The sequence below is a fragment of the Aeribacillus sp. FSL M8-0235 genome (assembly GCF_038000355.1).
Classification (GTDB): Bacteria; Bacillota; Bacilli; order Bacillales; family Aeribacillaceae; genus Aeribacillus; species Aeribacillus composti.
The window spans coordinates 1,783,908-1,800,072 of the sequence record NZ_JBBOBW010000001.1; the positions used below are offsets into that span (position 1 = coordinate 1,783,908).

Here is a 16,165-nt window from a genome sequence, read left to right on the forward strand (position 1 = left end):
CTGCAAAGGGAAATAAACTTGGCACGGACGATACAAACAACGTTGTTGAACGGGCATGCTCCATCGATCGAAGGGGGAGAGGTATTTGGCTATTCTATACCTGCCCGATTAATTGGCGGGGATTATTACGACTTTTATCCGCTTGTCAACGGAAAAGTGCGCATCGTTATTGGGGATGTGATGGGAAAAGGGATTCCTGCTGCGATGCTCATGATCTTAACGCGCGGCGCCTTTCGGACAGCCGCTGAAAGCACGCAAAGCCCCGGAAAGACGCTGACTGCAATGAACAAAGCGTTATACAATGATTTGAGAAAGTTAAAATCTTTTGTTACCGTTTTCTGTGCCGATTGGGATCCGCTGTCGGGAACGTTTACATATGCAAATGCCGGCCATCATCTTCCGCTGTTTATAAGAGGCGGGTACATGAGCTTCCAAAAGTGAAAGGGATTATGATTGGCGGTCTTCCTAATCAAATTTACCATGAAGAATCGATCCAATTATTTGAACATGATTCAATTTTCTTTTATACAGACGGAATCATTGAGGCGCAGAATAAACGCGGCGAGCAATTTACATTGGCACGGCTGATCGAAACGTTAAAACAAAATCAGGATAAAAATGCTGGGGAGATTGAAAAAAAAGTGCTGGAATCGATTCATAAATTTACAGAAGGCGTTCCGCAAAAAGATGATATGACTATGGTATTCTTAAAAGTAGGGAAACAAAAAGTCGATATTTCAAGTTTAAATTCGCCTGTCATGTAACGTTTATTTGAAAACGTGATTGTTTGGAGGAATTGAAATAAAAAATTTTACACTAGTTGGAAAAATAAATCTTGGGCTGGGAATCGCTTTTATCATAGCTGCTCTTTTCCTATTCATGCAGCATTTTTACAATGTGATTTATTTAAACCGTTTTCTTTTTGAGATTTCGTTCGTTTGTCTTGGACTTTCATGAATGTTTTCAGCAGCTTTTTATCAAAAATCGAATGGAACATGATTATGCTTTTTGGACAAAATGACCCAAACAGTCCATTGTACTGTCTGGGTCATTTTTATATATATATTTCGGTACACGAAAAACATTGACTCGGATAAACGATTGTCATATGATAAATAATGCAGTTTATAAATATTTCACAAAATGAAATATTTATTTAATGAATATTTTTTTTGTAAGGGGGATAAAAAATGAATGTGAAAAAGTTGGTCATATTAAATATTGTTGTTCTCGTTGTTTTGGTTTTAGGAGGTTTTGCCGGATTCTATTATTACAATGAGTCGGTCAACTATATTAAAACAGATTACGCAAAAGTGGACGGACAGCAATTAGTGATCGCCGCCCCTGCTTCCGGAGTCTTGACAAAATTTGATGGAAAGGTTGGAGCACAATTTCAGAAAGATAAAGTCATTGGAAAATTAGCCGTACCTGGGGAGGATGAACCTGTCAGCATTCAAATGCCCCAGTCCGGAACGATTGTCCAAACAAATGCGGTAGAAAATTCATTTGTGGCAGCTGGTACCCCTTTGGCATATGCATATGATTTCGATCATTTATGGATCACTGCCAATATTAAAGAAACCATTATTGGGGATGTAAAAGTTGGTCAAGATGTTGATATTTACATCGACGGGTACAGCGAGTCTAAACTTTCGGGAAAAGTAGAGCAAATCGGAAAAGCAACAGCTAGCGTCTTCTCATTGCTTCCAAGTGAAAATGCGGACGCAAACTATACGAAAGTAACACAGGTGATTCCTGTGAAAATATCTATTGCGGATGCAAAAGGGCTAGGAATTATGCCGGGAATGAATGCAAAAGTACGCATCCATAAATAAATGATTTAACCATATAAACTGAAGGAGGTGGAAGCATGCCGTTTATCATCAGTTATACGTTTTTCACTCTGATTGTGCTGATCGTCATGAATGTTTTCCTTGTCAGAAAGAAAAACTGGCATACAAAAAAAGAGGAAGCACTTGATAAGGAAGTGCCGGTTGGAAAAGTGCTGTTCGTTTTAATGTTTGGAATGTTCATTGCGATTTTGAACCAAACAATTTTAAATGTAGCGCTTCCGGTCATGATGACGGATTTAAATGTCAATGCGACAACAGCACAATGGCTGATGACAGGCTTTATGCTTGCAAACGGAATTTTAATACCGATCAGCGCATTTTTAGTTGAAAATTTCGGTTTTCGCAAGCTGTTTATTACAGCGATGATCTCGTTTACAATTGGATCGCTCGTTTGTGCCGTATCAACAACATTTCCATTGGTGATGATTGGCAGAATTATTCAGGCGATTGGTGCAGGAATTTTAATGCCGCTTGGCATGAACATTTTTTTGACTGTTTTTCCTCCTGAAAAAAGAGGAACAGCCATGGGGACGATGGGGATTGCCATGATTCTGGCTCCTGCAATTGGTCCGACACTCTCAGGATGGGTTGTGCAAAATTATGATTGGCATTTTTTGTTCTACGCGATGGCTTTGATCGGTTTAATTGATATCTTTTTCGCCTTTATTTGGTTCCGTTTAGAAAAAGAATTAACTCGCCCGACGTTTGATATCCAAGGGATTGTTTATTCAAGTATTGGATTCGGCGGCATTTTATACGGGTTTAGCGAGGCTGGAAGCAAAGGATGGTCAAGCGCGGAAGTTATCATCAGCTTAATGGTCGGAGTTGTTTTTTTAATTTTCTTTGCCGTAAGACAATTGAATGTGGAAAAACCTCTGCTTGAACTAAGAGTATTTAAGTACAACCTCTTTACGTTCACATTAATTATCAACTCGATTGTTACTATGGCATTATTTGGAGGAATGCTGCTTCTCCCGATTTATTTACAAAATATTCGCGGTTTTACACCGATTGAATCGGGTTTATTATTGCTTCCAGGAGCAATGATCATGGGATTAATGGGGCCGATAGCAGGAAAAATTTTCGATCGATATGGTGTAAGAGGATTAGCAATTGTCGGTTTGGCCATTACAACATATGGAACATATGAATTCACGCAGCTGACGGCCGATACGCCCTACACAACCTTATTAGGAATATATATGCTGCGGTCTTTCGGAATGTCATTGATCATGATGCCAATCATGACTGCCGGTATGAATCAGCTGCCATTAAAGATGATTTCCCACGGAACAGCCATGTCGAATACGATACGCCAAGTGGCTGGATCTATTGGAACCGCATTATTAGTAACGGTTATGACACAGCAATCAACAAATCATTTATCAGATTATACGAATCTTGTGTCAAAAACTGATCCAATGTTGATGAATCAGCTGCAAGCACTTGGCAGCAGTATGGCTCAATCAGCCGGACTTTCTGCACATGCTGGTCAAACTATTGGTGCTCAGGCACTTTTAGGGCAGGCATTGCAGCAATCAACCATCGAAGGGATCAACGATGCATTTTACATTGCGACCGTTTTGGCATTCATCGCGCTAGTTCTTTCCTTTTTCTTAAAAACACCAAAGAAAACGCTCCAGGAAAGCTCGTTCGAAGCAGCAAAAGTTAAAACAGAAGCATCTTCCCAAGAGTTATAAACAAAGATATAATGAATGAAACGGGGATGTCCGGCAGAGGACACCCTTTATATATGTGAAAGGAAGGGAAAGTAATATTATGAATCCGACATCCTCCTCCATGACGGAATTAGAGAACGAATTTATAAGGATTTTTCGTGATTTGCGAAATTTTTATACAATGGGGAAAAAATATGGCTTGTCAAGAAATGAATTTTTTATTATGAAGTTTTTGCTGAAAAACGGCCCTCAAAAACTATCTACCATTTCCCAAGAATCTGATATATCTCCCAGTTTCCTCACAGGTATTACTGATCAGCTAATCGAAAAAGGCTACATCGAACGGAATAGATCAAAGAAGGACCGCCGAATTGTCCATATCTCTTTAACAAAAAAAGGAGAAGAAACCATCATAGCGGTTCAACAGGACTTGATTCAATATATGCGTTCCAAATTCAACGCATTTACAGAAGAAGAAATTCAAGATTTAATTCGACTTTTGCGGAAAATACCATAATATCGTCCGTGGTCTTCAAAATCAGTAGTGCCTGACTTTGTGATTTTAGTCAAAAAGAGACGAGCTTGTTTTAAAACGGTGCACTTTTTCAGAGATGATCCATTGACAAGACGGGGAAATTTGTGTATTCAATGTCAAAACGGGTCATGCTGCCTGTTTGACGTGGAGTAGAATCTTAACGGCTGCAAAGGGGGAAAAGAAAATGTGCAAAATTACGATCATTGGCGGAGCAGGAACTCTTGGAGCCGCCATCGCTTTCAAATTAGCAGGGAAAAAAGCGATCGATGAAATTTGTCTCATCGATCAAAATGAAAAGCTGCTGCTCAATCATTTAATGGATATGGAAAATGCTTATCCGTCCAAAACGATTTATAAAGGGACTTTTCACGATTTAAAGCACTCTAATATCGTCATCATTACGGCAGGCATCCCAAACCGAACCGATATTTCTTCTAGAGATGAGTTTTTAGAAGGAAACTTGCAATTGTTTCGTCAAATCGGAGAAGCCGTCGCAAAACATGCCCCAAACGCTTTGATTATCACCGCTTCCAATCCAGTCGATGTTCTGAATTACTATTTAGTTCATACGTTTCAATTTGATAAGAAAAAATTAATCGGATACACCATGAATGACTCCTACAGGTTTGAATGGGCGCTTCGCCGAGTTCTAAAGCTACACGAGAATGATAAAGTATCAAGCCCTGTTATAGGTGAGCACGGAGAAACACAAGTTCCGCTTTTCAGCCAAGTCAAAGTAAACTATAAGCCGCTGCTTTTATCAGAAGATCAGAAAATTCAAGTTAAAGAAAAGCTGACAAATTGGTTTCGAAACTTCAATGACCTAGGCATAAACCGAACAACCGGGTGGACGTCTGCCGTCGGTATGGAAAGGCTGATTGATCAGCTGCTTCAACCAAAAACGTCGACAGCAATCGGTTCTGCGGTATTAAACGGAGAATATGACGTTTCTGGCATTAGTTTAGGTGTACCTCTAACAGTGAATCATACAGGCATCCAAAGCATCCTTGAATGGGAAATCGAACAAAAGGAAAAAGAGTTATTTCAACAATCTGCTGAAAAAGTGAAGCGTCTCATTAACGAGTTTATTATGAATAAAAAATAGACAAAATGGAAGTTTCTTCAAAAAGAGCGCATCTATCTAGTAGACAATAAAAAAGCTCACTATAAACTATGCTAGTTTTTATTTGGTTGTTCCCAATTCAGCTTTTTAACCATTTTAGGAGGTTACAGCACTGGAATAGATTTTTTTATCCTGTATGATTTTTTGAAAATCATACAAACTGCAGACTTGCCGCTTAACGATAATCTATTGCTGCTCCCAAACGAAGTTGGAAGATCTTAAAGAATTAATGGAGTTGATCAAAATGGAAGCAAAAACTTATGAAATTATTTCTATAAATGTAGGAAAACCGAAAAATTTCATATATAACGGCAAAGAATTCGTCACTGGAATTCAAAAGCAGCCTGTTGATGGACCGGTTTTTTTGTCATTTCTTAATTTTTCAGGCGATGGTCAGGCAGATCTTGTTCATCATGGCGGTAGAGATAAAGCGGTATGCGTTTATCCGTATGATCATTATGCCTATTGGGAGCATGAGCTTGAAAGAAAGCTGGATGTGGTGGCATTTGGTGAAAATTTGACAGTAAAAGGCTTGTTGGAAACAGAAGTTTGCATCGGGGATACGTTCCAATTAGGTGAAGCGGTTGTGCAAGTTAGCCAGCCTCGGCAGCCATGCCATAAGATTGCCAAAAAGCACAGGGTGAATGACTTGCCGCTTCGTGTTCAAAATACTGGTTATACCGGTTTTTATTTTCGGGTGCTGAAAGAAGGCTGGGTGGAGACACAATCAAGCTTGCAGCTCATTGAAAAACATCCGCTAAACATAACGGTTTCTTTTGCGAATCAAATCATGTTTCATGATAAAACAAATAAAGAAGGAATTGAACAAATTCTTCGTGTGGACGAACTATCGGAAAGCTTTCGGGATTCATTGATGAAACGCTTACAATCCATTTAGGAACATCTACCAAAAGAAGGGGTTGGAAAATCGGCTTGTATATAAATTAGAAATGCAAGAGAGATCATTAAAATTTCAATGATCGTTGTTTTTAGATTACTATTTTCAAAGGTTGAGCTTCTGTGGAGAAAGCGTCTTACATTTCAGCTACTTCCCATATAATAAGCCAACGATCCACTGATGCAGGGCAGATCGTTGGCTTATTTTACAAAACTTTGCCATCTAAAAAGCTCCAAAATTTGAGTTCTTGCTTTTTGTGAGAAAATGGGAATTCCTCCAATCTATTTCTGCAACTAGAATCTGATGATTCGATACTTTTTCTCCAGCATTTCGTCTAATTGATTGTACGAGAAAGAGAGGTGCACCTCGGCATGCGAGATGAAGATTTGGTTCAAAAGGCTTTAGAGGGGGACGATTCAGCCTTCCGTGAGCTTCATGACCGCTACATTGGCCAAGTGCTCCGCTATGCATATATGCAGACGGGGGATTATCATCGGTCAGAAGAAATTGCTCAAGATGTCATGTATAAAATGGCGGTTCATTTAGCGAACTTTCAAGGAAGATCAAGCTTTAAAACTTGGCTGTTTACAATTGGAAGGCGGGTTGTTATCGATTACCATCGCAAGTATAAAAAAGAAAATAACACAGTCTATTTAAGCCCCGAGGACTTAGGGCATAAACAGGATAAACATTTAGTAGAACAAAATATTCTGGAATATTCGCTCAGAGAACAGATCATGGCCAGTATGGAAAAATTGTCCCCGGATGAAAAGACGGTCCTTTATTTAAGATTTTTTGAAGGAATGTCTATAAAAGAAACAGCCAAGGTAATGTCGAAAACGGTTATGGCGGTTAAATCGCTGCAAACAAGGGCTAAAAAGAAATTGTCAGCCCATTTAAAAAGCGAGGTGAATGATCATGAAAAAACAACTCGTACCGCCGAATAGCGAAAAGCGTGAAGAGTCAATAAAACAGCTTTTTCATCACTTTTATATAGAACCGACAGATGAATTTAAAGAAAAAAGTTTTCAAAAAGCTTTAGCCGGAATTGAATTAGCTAGAAATAAAGAGAGAAGGAAAAAAGCCGCTAGCAAGCTTCAGCTTGTATTCTCATTTGCGGCCGCAGCAGCTGTATGCATCCTTCTAATGATTTTTCCTCCTTTTCAAACAAATGAGACGAAAGAAGGCGGCCAGCATTCAGATCAACAAAGCATACTAATGTCTCCCCAACAATCTCAAAATGCAGAAAAGGAAGAAGAAAAAGGAGATATCAACCGACCTGAATCGATCGAAATGACAATTTCATTGGAAGGAATGGAAGAAAAGGAGCTGTATCACCTCGTAAACATAAAGCAACTACCTTTTACCACATATATTCCGGATCGTTGGCAGGCAGAATATATTGAAGAAAAAAATTTGATCGGAGCAAAGCTGATAGCGGTGAATGAAAAATATGGGGAAGTTGATGTCATGTTTTTTCCAAAAGGGACATCTTTAGGAGAGGCGGAAAATTACATTACAGATGAATTGCTGGGAAATGTTTCTTATAAAGTTTTATCAGCGGAAGAAGAAGAGAAAAGAAATATACCTGATTGGTCTCTCCGTTCCTTTCATTATGAAAATGTAGAGCAGACGAGAACGGGCGAGATTTATTTAAGCGAGCATAACAGACAGTACTTTTATATACAGAGAGAGTTTGCTAATGAAGCATTGGAAGGATGGGGTTCAAGAACAACAACGATTTTGGAGCAATGGGAATGGAAGGACACGAAAAAAGGATTGTGGGATTAAAAAGTTTTATGAATCAGAAATGTGAGCAGCTACTATTTTTTCCGGTAAATACTTTTTCATCCACGGGGCAAACCCCGTGGATGGTTAATCTTCAGGCAATACTGTTTTTGCAATCGTTTGGTCGAGCGCTTCGAAATCATCGTAATGAATCACTTCATAAAGTTCCTTGCGAGTTTGCATATTCTCGAGCTCGCTTTTTTGAGTTCCAGACGATTTAATGGTTTGGAATAGGCGTTCATACGCTTTAGCGGCGGCGCGAAGAGATGAAACAGGATAAATCACCATTGAATAGCCGAGTTCCGAAAATTCTTCTGCTGTATAGTAAGGAGTTTTTCCAAACTCTGTCATGTTTGCGAGAAGAGGAGCTGAAATTGCCCGGCTCACCTTTAAAAAGTCTTCTTTTGTTGAAAGAGCCTCAGGAAAAATAGCGTCTGCTCCCGCTTCAACATATCTTTTGGCGCGTTCAATGGCGCTTTCAATTCCTTCAACTGCATAGGCATCCGTTCTGGCAACAACGACAAGAGTCGGCGCTGCCTGTTTAATAGCTTTAATTTTTTGCATCATCTCCTCTACAGACACAAGCTTTTTGCCGTTTAAATGTCCGCATTTTTTCGGAAGATCTTGATCTTCGATTTGGACAGCAGCTACTCGTGCTTCTGCCATTTCTTTAGCTGTTCGGGCGGCATTCAAAACACCGCCGAAACCGGTATCAATGTCAACGAGAAGCGGCAGATCAGCCGCCCGCACGATTTCCCGCGCCCGGCGGGCAACCTCTTCTGACGAGACGATGCCCAAGTCAGGAAGCCCTTGGCTCGCGGTATAGGCGGCGCCTGACAAATAAAGCGCTTGAAATCCTGCTTTTCTCGCTATAAGTGCAGCCATTCCATCATGGGCTCCAGGAATTTGAAGGATTTCCGGTGCGTTCATTAACGTTCGAAACCGATCGGCCAACTCCTCTTGTGTCGATTCTTTTTCAACGATCCAAACCATGGAATCACCTTCTTTTCTGTCATTTCATCTTAGCTTTACAGAACCATTAATTACGTTTCTAGAGGCAAGCCGCGTTTTTCATTAAACGAGCGCTGCCCTCGTCAAGTCTACTCGAGGGTGCCGCCCTGTATCCACGCTTCGCTTACGGTCTGTTTTGTACCCTGATCTTTTGTCTGTTAACTTCCGTCATTTGGTACAAAATCGATTCTTTCGTTCTTTTTGACTGCCCAAAAAATTTTCGCTTTACAGAACATTTTTCGGTGTGGCCGATTGCCACACCAGCTCGATATAGTTATCTCAAATGTTCTTACAAGGTTTATAACATGTTTTTTCTTGCCAAACAATGAAATTGCGCCAAAGTAACATGCATCTGATGCAAAACAACGTGTGATCTGCCCCGGATTTATATAACAAATAAGTTTACAAACTCATGTACAAACGTCTCTTCCAGCACGTTCTGGTCAAGCGAAACGTCTAAGATTTGCTTGAGCTGCTTGTTTGGGAACCGTGTTGCCAAATTGTTTTCATATTTTTGGATCAGCTTAGGCAGACCTTCTTGACGGCGGAATCTGTGGCCGATTGGATATTCCCGCACAACTTGGCGCGTTTCCGTTCCGTCTTTAAACCGTATTTGAACTGCGTTGGCAATTGACCGTTTGTCCGGATCGAGATAATCTTTGCTGAACTGTTTATTTTCCACAACTGTCATTTTTTCACGAAGCGCATCGATTCTCGGGTCTTGTGCGATTTCATCTTCGTAATGATCCGCTGTTAAATCGCCATAAATAAGACCGATGGCAGTAATATATTGAAGGCAATGATCACGATCAGCCGGGTTGAGAAGAGGTCCCGTTTTGTCGATGATGCGAATGGCTGATTCATGCGTCGTGATCGTGATTTCTTCGATCTCATCAAGGCGATCTTTTACTTCAGGATGAAGCTCAATGGCGCATTCAGCAGCTGTTTGCCCATGAAACTCTGCTGGATATGATATTTTAAATAAAATATTCTCGATTACATATGATTCCAAAGGACGGGCGAGCTTCAGTTTCTGTCCTCGGAACAGCACGTCTTCAAATCCCCAGTTCGGAGCCGATAGGGCAGAAGGATATCCCATTTCACCTTTTATGGCCATAAATGCAAGACGTACAGCGCGGCTTGTTGCATCGCCAGCCGCCCACGACTTGCGAGAACCAGTATTTGGAGCATGTCGATATGTCCGAAGACTTGAATTGTCAATCCAGGCATTGGAAAGGGCGTTGATGATTTCATCTTTTCCGCCGCCAAGAAGCTTCGTAACGACAGCAGTTGAAGCAACCTTTACGAACAGCACGTGGTCAAGCCCGACTCTGTTCAGGCTGTTTTCAAGTGCCAGCACCCCTTGAATTTCGTGGGCTTTTATGATCGCTTCAAGAACTGTCCTCATATTGAGCGGCTTTTTCCCTTCTGCCACATTCGTTCGGCTTATGTAGTCGGCCGCAGCTAAAATTCCCCCCAAGTTATCAGAAGGGTGACCCCATTCCGCTGCAAGCCAAGTGTCATTATAATCGAGCCAGCGAATCATGCAGCCGATGTTAAATGCACCGTGCACGGGGTCTAATACATATGAAGTGCCAGGGACGCGGCACCCGTTTGGAACAACCGTCCCCGGAACGATCGGGCCTAAAAGCTTTGTGCATTCAGGGTAGCGAAGAGCAAGTATGCCGCAGCCCAGCGTGTCTAACAACACATAGCGGGCGGTTTCAAACGCTTCTTTACTTTGAATTTCTTTATTTAGAACATAATCGGCAATTTCTTCAAGCAGCTTGTCTGTTTGTCGATTTTCATTATTTTTTACTAGTACTTCTGCCATTTTTACAACCTCCTAAGCTATCCATTACTGTTGTACTTTCAAAGAGCGTTTTCCTGTATATTTCACGCGCGGACGGAACAAACGGTTGTTATTATGCTGTTCGATCACATGGGCGCACAGGCCTGCTGTTCGAGCGCTGAAGAAAATAGGAGTATATAAATCAATCGGAATGCCAAGCATGTAATAGACAGGAGCCGCATAATAATCGAGGTTCGGATACAATCCTTTTTCCTCTCTCATAATGGTTTCCCCGGCTTCGCATATTTCAAGCAATCGAAAATCGCCCCGTTGTTCGGACAGCTGCTGCAATGCTTTTTTCATAAGCAATGCTCTTGGATCCATTTTTTTCATATAGACGCGATGGCCAAATCCCATGATCCGCTCTTTATTTGCTAATTTTTGTTTAATCAATCGTTCAAAATTTTCCTTTGTACCTGCTTCTTCAATTAAATACATCACCGCTTCATTGGCTCCGCCATGCAGGTGTCCTTTCAAAGAGGAAACCGCACCGGCGAGAGCGCCATACAAATCTGCATGTGTAGACGATATGACGCGGGCGGCAAATGTAGAGTTTGGCATTTCATGTTCGATATAAGCGATGAGCGAGCGGTCGAATATTTTCGTTTCAAGTTCAGTCGGTTTTTTTCCTGTAATCATATATAAAAAATTTGCACTGTAGGAGAGATTTTCATCTGGTGGAATGACTTCTTGTTGATTGAGTAGATGATAACTGCTGGCAAGAATGGATGGCATCTGTCCTAGAAGATTGATAGATTTCGTTTTATTGGCCTGTTCAGATCTGTCATCAATGAGCGGGTCAAATCCTGCTAAAATGGAAATGCCTGTTCTCAGGGCGTCCATTGGATGAGTTGTCTTCGGCAGTTTGGAAAATACGTCGTAAAGCACGTCTGGAAGCTCTCTTTTCGCTAGAAGCTCGTTTTCAAATCTAGCTCTTTCTTGTTCAGACGGAAGCTTGCCTTCAAGCAGCAAAAACGCAACCTCGACATATGATTTTGTTTCGGCAAGTTCAATTAAATCGTATCCTCGAATGACAATTTCTTCATTTTCTACATCGAGAAACGAAATCGTTGTCTCAGCTGCCACTACGTTTTCTAATCCTGGTCTAAACTCCATCAAATATACCTCCTTCAAAAGTTTTCGAAAACGCTTTACTTTTGATGCAAACAGGGAAAAATGAATATCGGGATGATCGATCGCTTTCACAAATTTTGTTATTGGGCAATTGCTGAGACAATAACATTGTTCATTTCTTAAAGCCTATTCATTTCTCCCAAATCTCAAAGCGATCTTGCTATAATTGACCGCCTCTACTTGTCGAAGCTTAAATGGTTAGGAAACCATTTTTTTACTTCTGGAACAAATATAGCACATTTTTAAAAAAAAGAAAATGAATCTTCGGAATTTTCGTTTTTGTAAAACGACAGCTTTCACAAAATTCATTTGAAGAACTGACTTTAAAAATGGAAGCCAGCTTCCAGCAATCGGAGGCTTTGCGGTTTTAATGTCTTTTGGATGTTGACTGCTTATTTATATTCTATTCAAATCTTTTAAATAGACTGGAAAAATAGTACGATATAAGTAAAAATAACATACTTTCTTCATTGGATTTCATAAAAGGATGGGAAAAATGACAGAGAAAAAAATCGGCATAATAGATTTAGGATCGAACTCCATTCGCCTCGTTATTTTTCATATTGATCAAAATGGACAATATAAAGAGCTTTACAATTTTAAGATCAATGCCCGTTTAGCTACGTATATTGACGCCGAAGGAAATTTGTCCAACGAGGGGATCGAGGTTGTCATCGATTCTTTAAAAAAATTTGTTCCAATCGTTCAATTTCATCAAGTGGCAGAAACGAAAGGGGTTGCAACGGCAGCTATTAGATCTGCCAAAAACCGGAAAATGGTCTTAGAGGCTATAAAAAGAGAGACGAATTTCGATTTTCGCGTCCTTTCCGGCCAAGAAGAAGCCTATTACGGCTACTTAGCTGTTATACATTCCGTATATTTAACTGAAGGCATAACCATTGATATAGGCGGAGCAAGCACGGAAGTTGCGTATTTTAAAAATCGGGAGCTCGTCCATTCATACAGTTTTCCGTTTGGGGCCCTCACATTAAAGAAAAGGTTTATTGCCAACAGCGAACCGAAAGAATCGGAAATGAAAGAGCTGACAGTGTTTTTGCGAAATGAATTTTCTTCGCAAAAATGGCTTAAAAACAAAAATGTTCCGGTAATCGGGATAGGCGGCAGCGCCAGAAATCTAATACGGCTTCATCAAAATAAAACCAATTACCCGTTATTTGGTATTCATCAATATGAAATGGAACCGAATGAAATTAAAAAAATAAATCAATGGCTGATCGGAATGACTGTCTCGGAGCGTCAAAAATTAGATGGACTGTCGAAGGAACGCGCGGATATCATCATTCCTGCAATTGAAGCAATTTATACGCTGACGGAAATCGTATCAGCTCCATTTTTTACAATGAGCAGCAAAGGCTTAAGGGAAGGGGTCTTTTTTGAGGAGGTGTTTTCCAACTTAAACGTCCGGTCTTTTTCTCAAGTAGCGGACGAAACATTTTCCAAGCTGGCAAGTGATTATAAAATCAACTTGAAGAATACATCATTTCTCCTTCGTCTTGCTTACGTATTTGTCAGTGAATGTGAGGCAAAGAAAATTATATCTTTTACTCAAGAGGAAAAAGAAATTTTGTTTAAAAGCACAAAGCTGGTTCAATTCGGGGAATTTATCGATCATCATTCAAGCAGTCAGCATACGTTTTATATTTTGACAAATCGATCGCTTGACGGAATCAGTCATAAAATGCGGTTGAAACTCGCATGCGTCGCTTCCTTTAAGTCCAAAAAAACTTTGATGAAATATATCTCTCCTTACAAATCATTATTAACGGAAGAAGAAATTTTATCGCTGGAGCGATTAGGCGCGATTTTGAAATTCCTTTATTCCCTCAACACGACACACCGTTGCATCATTTCCGAGCTGGAGGTGAACAAAAAGGAGGGGGAAAAGATGGAAATATCTTTAGCCAGCAACAGTGATTATACTTTTGAAGAGCAGGAAGCAAATAAGCAAAAAAAGCATATGGAACGCGCTTTTAACTGCCAAGTCGAATTATCATTTACACTCGTCTAATGGACTTACGAAAGGTAAAAGGTGGGCGAAATTATGCAAGATAAGAAAGAACAATTGATTCCAGATATAAGCCGTCCAGAATTTTATAATAACCGGGAATTAAGCTGGCTTGCATTTAATGAGCGTGTCATGCAAGAGGCCATTGACTTTGAAAATCCTTTGCTTGAGCGGATGAAGTTTTTAGCTATATTCAGCTCGAACTTAGATGAGTTCTTCATGGTGAGGGTTGCTGGTTTAAAAGATCAAGAAAAAGCTGGTTTTAATTTACCGGAAAATAAAGCCGGCATGACGCCAAAGCAGCAGCTTAACGCCATTTCGGCGAAATGCCACACATTGGTCAAACGCCAATATGCAATATTTAATGAATATGTACAGGGGGAATTAAAAGAGGAAGGGATTGAATTTCTCAAGCTTAATGAATTAACTGGCGAACAATTCCGCTTTTTGGAACAAAAGTTTGATGAGCAAATTTTCCCGGTTTTGACGCCTCTTGCGATCGATGCGTACAGACCGTTTCCAATGCTTTTAAATAAATCGTTGAACTTGGCCGTATTGCTTCAATATAAGAAAAAAGAGCGGAAAAACCCTTTTTTTGCGATCGTTCAAGTTCCTGCTGTTTTGCCTCGATTCATTGAAGTGCCGAATCAAGATGGAAAGAGGCAGTTTGTATTTCTTGAGGATTTGATCAGCAGTTTTATTTACAAACTGTTTCTCGGTTACAACATCATTTCGGTCTCACCGTTTCGCATTACGAGGAATGCAGATTTGACCATTGATGAAGAAGGGGCGCGGGATTTGCTGGAAGTGATTGAGAAGGAGCTGAAAAAGCGGAAGTGGGGTGCGGCGGTCAGGCTTGAAATTCAAAAAGGAACGATAGATGAACGTGTTTTAAATTATTTAATGGATGTGCTGGAAATTCAAAAAATGGATGTTTATGAAGTGGACGGCCCGATCGATTTAACGTTTTTATTTCCATTTTATACCCATTTGCTGACCGATTTTGAGCACCTTGTTCATGATTCGTTCATTCCACCACCCCCGCTCGACTTGCCGAACGGAAATTTGTTCGAAGCTATATAAAACGGGACTTATTATTACACCATCCGTACGAATCCTTTCAGCCTGTTGTTGAATTTATTGAAAGTGCAGCGGATGACCCTCAAGTGTTGGCAATCAAGCAGACGCTGTATCGTGTAAGCGGAAATTCGCCGATCGTTCAAGCATTGGCAAAAGCTGCGGAAAACGGGAAGCAGGTGACGGTTTTAGTTGAATTAAAGGCAAGATTTGATGAAGAGAACAACATCCATTGGGCAAAAATGCTTGAACAGCACGGAGTTCACGTTATTTACGGCTTTCACCATTTAAAAACGCACAGCAAAATTACCCTTGTCGTCCGGCAGGAAGAAGGAACGGGTAAAATTCAACGCTTCGTTCATCTGAGCACGGGAAATTACAATGACGTCACGGCGAAACTGTATACGGATATCGGCTTTTTTACAAGCGAAGAAACATTTGGGATCGATGCAACCAACTTTTTTAATTATTTGAGCGGTTATGCGGAAAAACCGGATTGGAATCATTTTTCTGTATCGCCATATGATATGCGGGAGACCTTTATCAAACTCATCAATCAAGAAATCGAATGGCACCAGAAAAGCGGCAAAGGCCGGATTATTGCCAAAATGAATTCTTTAACAGATAAAACGATCATCATGAAGCTTTATGAAGCTTCGCAGGCTGGAGTCAAAATTGACTTGATCGTAAGGGGAATTTGCTGTTTGCGACCGCAAATAAAAGGCGTGAGCGAAAACATTCAAGTGCGAAGCATCGTCGGCCGCTTTTTGGAGCATAGCCGTATTTTTTACTTTCACCATTTTGGGGAGGAGAAAATTTTCTTATCCTCTGCTGACTGGATGACAAGAAACATGATTAAACGTGTTGAAATTCTTTTTCCGATTTATGATGTCCGTTTAAAAGAGCGTTTGAAAAACATCTTGGACATACAACTAAAGGACAACGTCAAAGCGCGTTTTCAGGATGCAAACGGCGATTATCATTATGTTGAACGGTCGGAAAACGAGCCAGTCATTAACTCGCAAAAAATTTTTTATGAAGAAGTGGTTCGCTACCATGACGCTGACTGATCGGCAGCGCAAGTTTTATGAAAACTAGAGAACTTTTTCACATGCGGAAAAATGATAGATTTTTGTCCCCTTCAAACAAATTGCTTTCAGATTCGAAATGTTTAGTATTATAATGAGTC

At 40.4% G+C, this 16,165-nt stretch carries 11 protein-coding genes and 2 pseudogenes; 10 read left to right on the forward strand and 3 right to left on the reverse strand.

Annotated features, from left to right (window positions below; all coding sequences use genetic code 11):
* Positions 1-210 precede the first annotated feature (210 nt).
* From NSQ71_RS08590 to NSQ71_RS08625, 8 genes and pseudogenes are all read left to right on the forward strand, one after another.
* Positions 211-764, forward strand: a pseudogene (locus tag NSQ71_RS08590) (PP2C family protein-serine/threonine phosphatase).
* Between the two features lie 426 nt (positions 765-1,190).
* The gene (locus tag NSQ71_RS08595; RefSeq protein WP_063389565.1) at positions 1,191-1,835 is read left to right on the forward strand and encodes an HlyD family secretion protein; all 645 of its coding nucleotides are present in this window, start codon (positions 1,191-1,193) and stop codon (positions 1,833-1,835) included.
* A gap of 86 nt (positions 1,836-1,921) precedes the next feature.
* Complete coding sequence (locus NSQ71_RS08600; RefSeq protein WP_445206423.1) at positions 1,922-3,553, forward strand: DHA2 family efflux MFS transporter permease subunit; 1,632 nt, start codon at positions 1,922-1,924, stop codon at positions 3,551-3,553.
* Positions 3,554-3,632: 79 nt separating this feature from the next.
* Positions 3,633-4,049, forward strand: coding sequence for a MarR family winged helix-turn-helix transcriptional regulator (locus tag NSQ71_RS08605; protein ID WP_130157264.1), 417 nt, complete (start codon positions 3,633-3,635; stop codon positions 4,047-4,049).
* Between the two features lie 202 nt (positions 4,050-4,251).
* Positions 4,252-5,172: a malate dehydrogenase gene (locus NSQ71_RS08610; protein WP_094245712.1), complete on the forward strand. Its 921-nt coding sequence runs from the start codon at positions 4,252-4,254 to the stop codon at positions 5,170-5,172.
* A gap of 262 nt (positions 5,173-5,434) precedes the next feature.
* Complete coding sequence (locus NSQ71_RS08615) at positions 5,435-6,088, forward strand: MOSC domain-containing protein (RefSeq protein ID WP_063389562.1); 654 nt, start codon at positions 5,435-5,437, stop codon at positions 6,086-6,088.
* A 371-nt stretch (positions 6,089-6,459) separates the two neighbouring features.
* Positions 6,460-7,035: an RNA polymerase sigma factor gene (locus NSQ71_RS08620; RefSeq protein ID WP_063389561.1), complete on the forward strand. Its 576-nt coding sequence runs from the start codon at positions 6,460-6,462 to the stop codon at positions 7,033-7,035.
* Entirely contained in the window at positions 7,007-7,879 is an 873-nt protein-coding gene (locus NSQ71_RS08625) for a hypothetical protein (RefSeq protein ID WP_066246656.1), read from the forward strand. The genes NSQ71_RS08620 and NSQ71_RS08625 overlap by 29 nt, the downstream gene beginning before the upstream one ends.
* An 84-nt stretch (positions 7,880-7,963) precedes the next feature.
* On the opposite strand, the gene prpB is transcribed toward NSQ71_RS08625, so the two are convergent.
* The 3 genes from prpB to mmgD form a co-directional block, all read right to left on the reverse strand.
* Complete coding sequence (gene prpB, locus NSQ71_RS08630) at positions 7,964-8,869, reverse strand: methylisocitrate lyase (protein ID WP_066246659.1); 906 nt, start codon at positions 8,867-8,869, stop codon at positions 7,964-7,966.
* 403 nt (positions 8,870-9,272) lie between these two features.
* A complete protein-coding gene (locus NSQ71_RS08635) occupies positions 9,273-10,721 on the reverse strand; it encodes a bifunctional 2-methylcitrate dehydratase/aconitate hydratase (protein WP_066246660.1) in 1,449 nt (482 codons plus the stop codon).
* 24 nt (positions 10,722-10,745) lie between these two features.
* Positions 10,746-11,855 carry a citrate synthase gene (gene mmgD, locus NSQ71_RS08640; protein ID WP_063389557.1) on the reverse strand — a complete coding sequence of 370 codons (1,110 nt, stop codon included), beginning with the start codon at positions 11,853-11,855 and terminating at the stop codon, positions 10,746-10,748.
* 514 nt (positions 11,856-12,369) lie between these two features.
* Between mmgD and ppx the strand changes: the two genes are divergently transcribed.
* Positions 12,370-13,902, forward strand: a complete 1,533-nt coding sequence (gene ppx, locus NSQ71_RS08645; protein ID WP_066246661.1) for an exopolyphosphatase — start codon at positions 12,370-12,372, stop codon at positions 13,900-13,902.
* 33 nt (positions 13,903-13,935) lie between these two features.
* Positions 13,936-16,046: pseudogene (locus tag NSQ71_RS08650) on the forward strand (RNA degradosome polyphosphate kinase).
* The last annotated feature ends 119 nt before the right edge of the window (positions 16,047-16,165 follow it).

Bases quoted from the DNA above. Each gene is read 5' to 3' on its own strand.
- NSQ71_RS08615 (WP_063389562.1), top strand. From the start codon at position 5,435: ATGGAAGCAAAAACTTATGAAATTATTTCTATAAATGTAGGAAAACCG.
- NSQ71_RS08595 (WP_063389565.1), top strand. From the start codon at position 1,191: ATGAATGTGAAAAAGTTGGTCATATTAAATATTGTTGTTCTCGTTGTT.
- ppx (WP_066246661.1), top strand. From the start codon at position 12,370: ATGACAGAGAAAAAAATCGGCATAATAGATTTAGGATCGAACTCCATT.
- NSQ71_RS08600 (WP_445206423.1), top strand. From the start codon at position 1,922: ATGAATGTTTTCCTTGTCAGAAAGAAAAACTGGCATACAAAAAAAGAG.
- NSQ71_RS08625 (WP_066246656.1), top strand. From the start codon at position 7,007: ATGAAAAAACAACTCGTACCGCCGAATAGCGAAAAGCGTGAAGAGTCA.
- NSQ71_RS08635 (WP_066246660.1), bottom strand. From the start codon at position 10,721: ATGGCAGAAGTACTAGTAAAAAATAATGAAAATCGACAAACAGACAAG.
- mmgD (WP_063389557.1), bottom strand. From the start codon at position 11,855: ATGGAGTTTAGACCAGGATTAGAAAACGTAGTGGCAGCTGAGACAACG.
- NSQ71_RS08610 (WP_094245712.1), top strand. From the start codon at position 4,252: ATGTGCAAAATTACGATCATTGGCGGAGCAGGAACTCTTGGAGCCGCC.
- prpB (WP_066246659.1), bottom strand. From the start codon at position 8,869: ATGGTTTGGATCGTTGAAAAAGAATCGACACAAGAGGAGTTGGCCGAT.
- NSQ71_RS08620 (WP_063389561.1), top strand. From the start codon at position 6,460: ATGCGAGATGAAGATTTGGTTCAAAAGGCTTTAGAGGGGGACGATTCA.
- NSQ71_RS08605 (WP_130157264.1), top strand. From the start codon at position 3,633: ATGAATCCGACATCCTCCTCCATGACGGAATTAGAGAACGAATTTATA.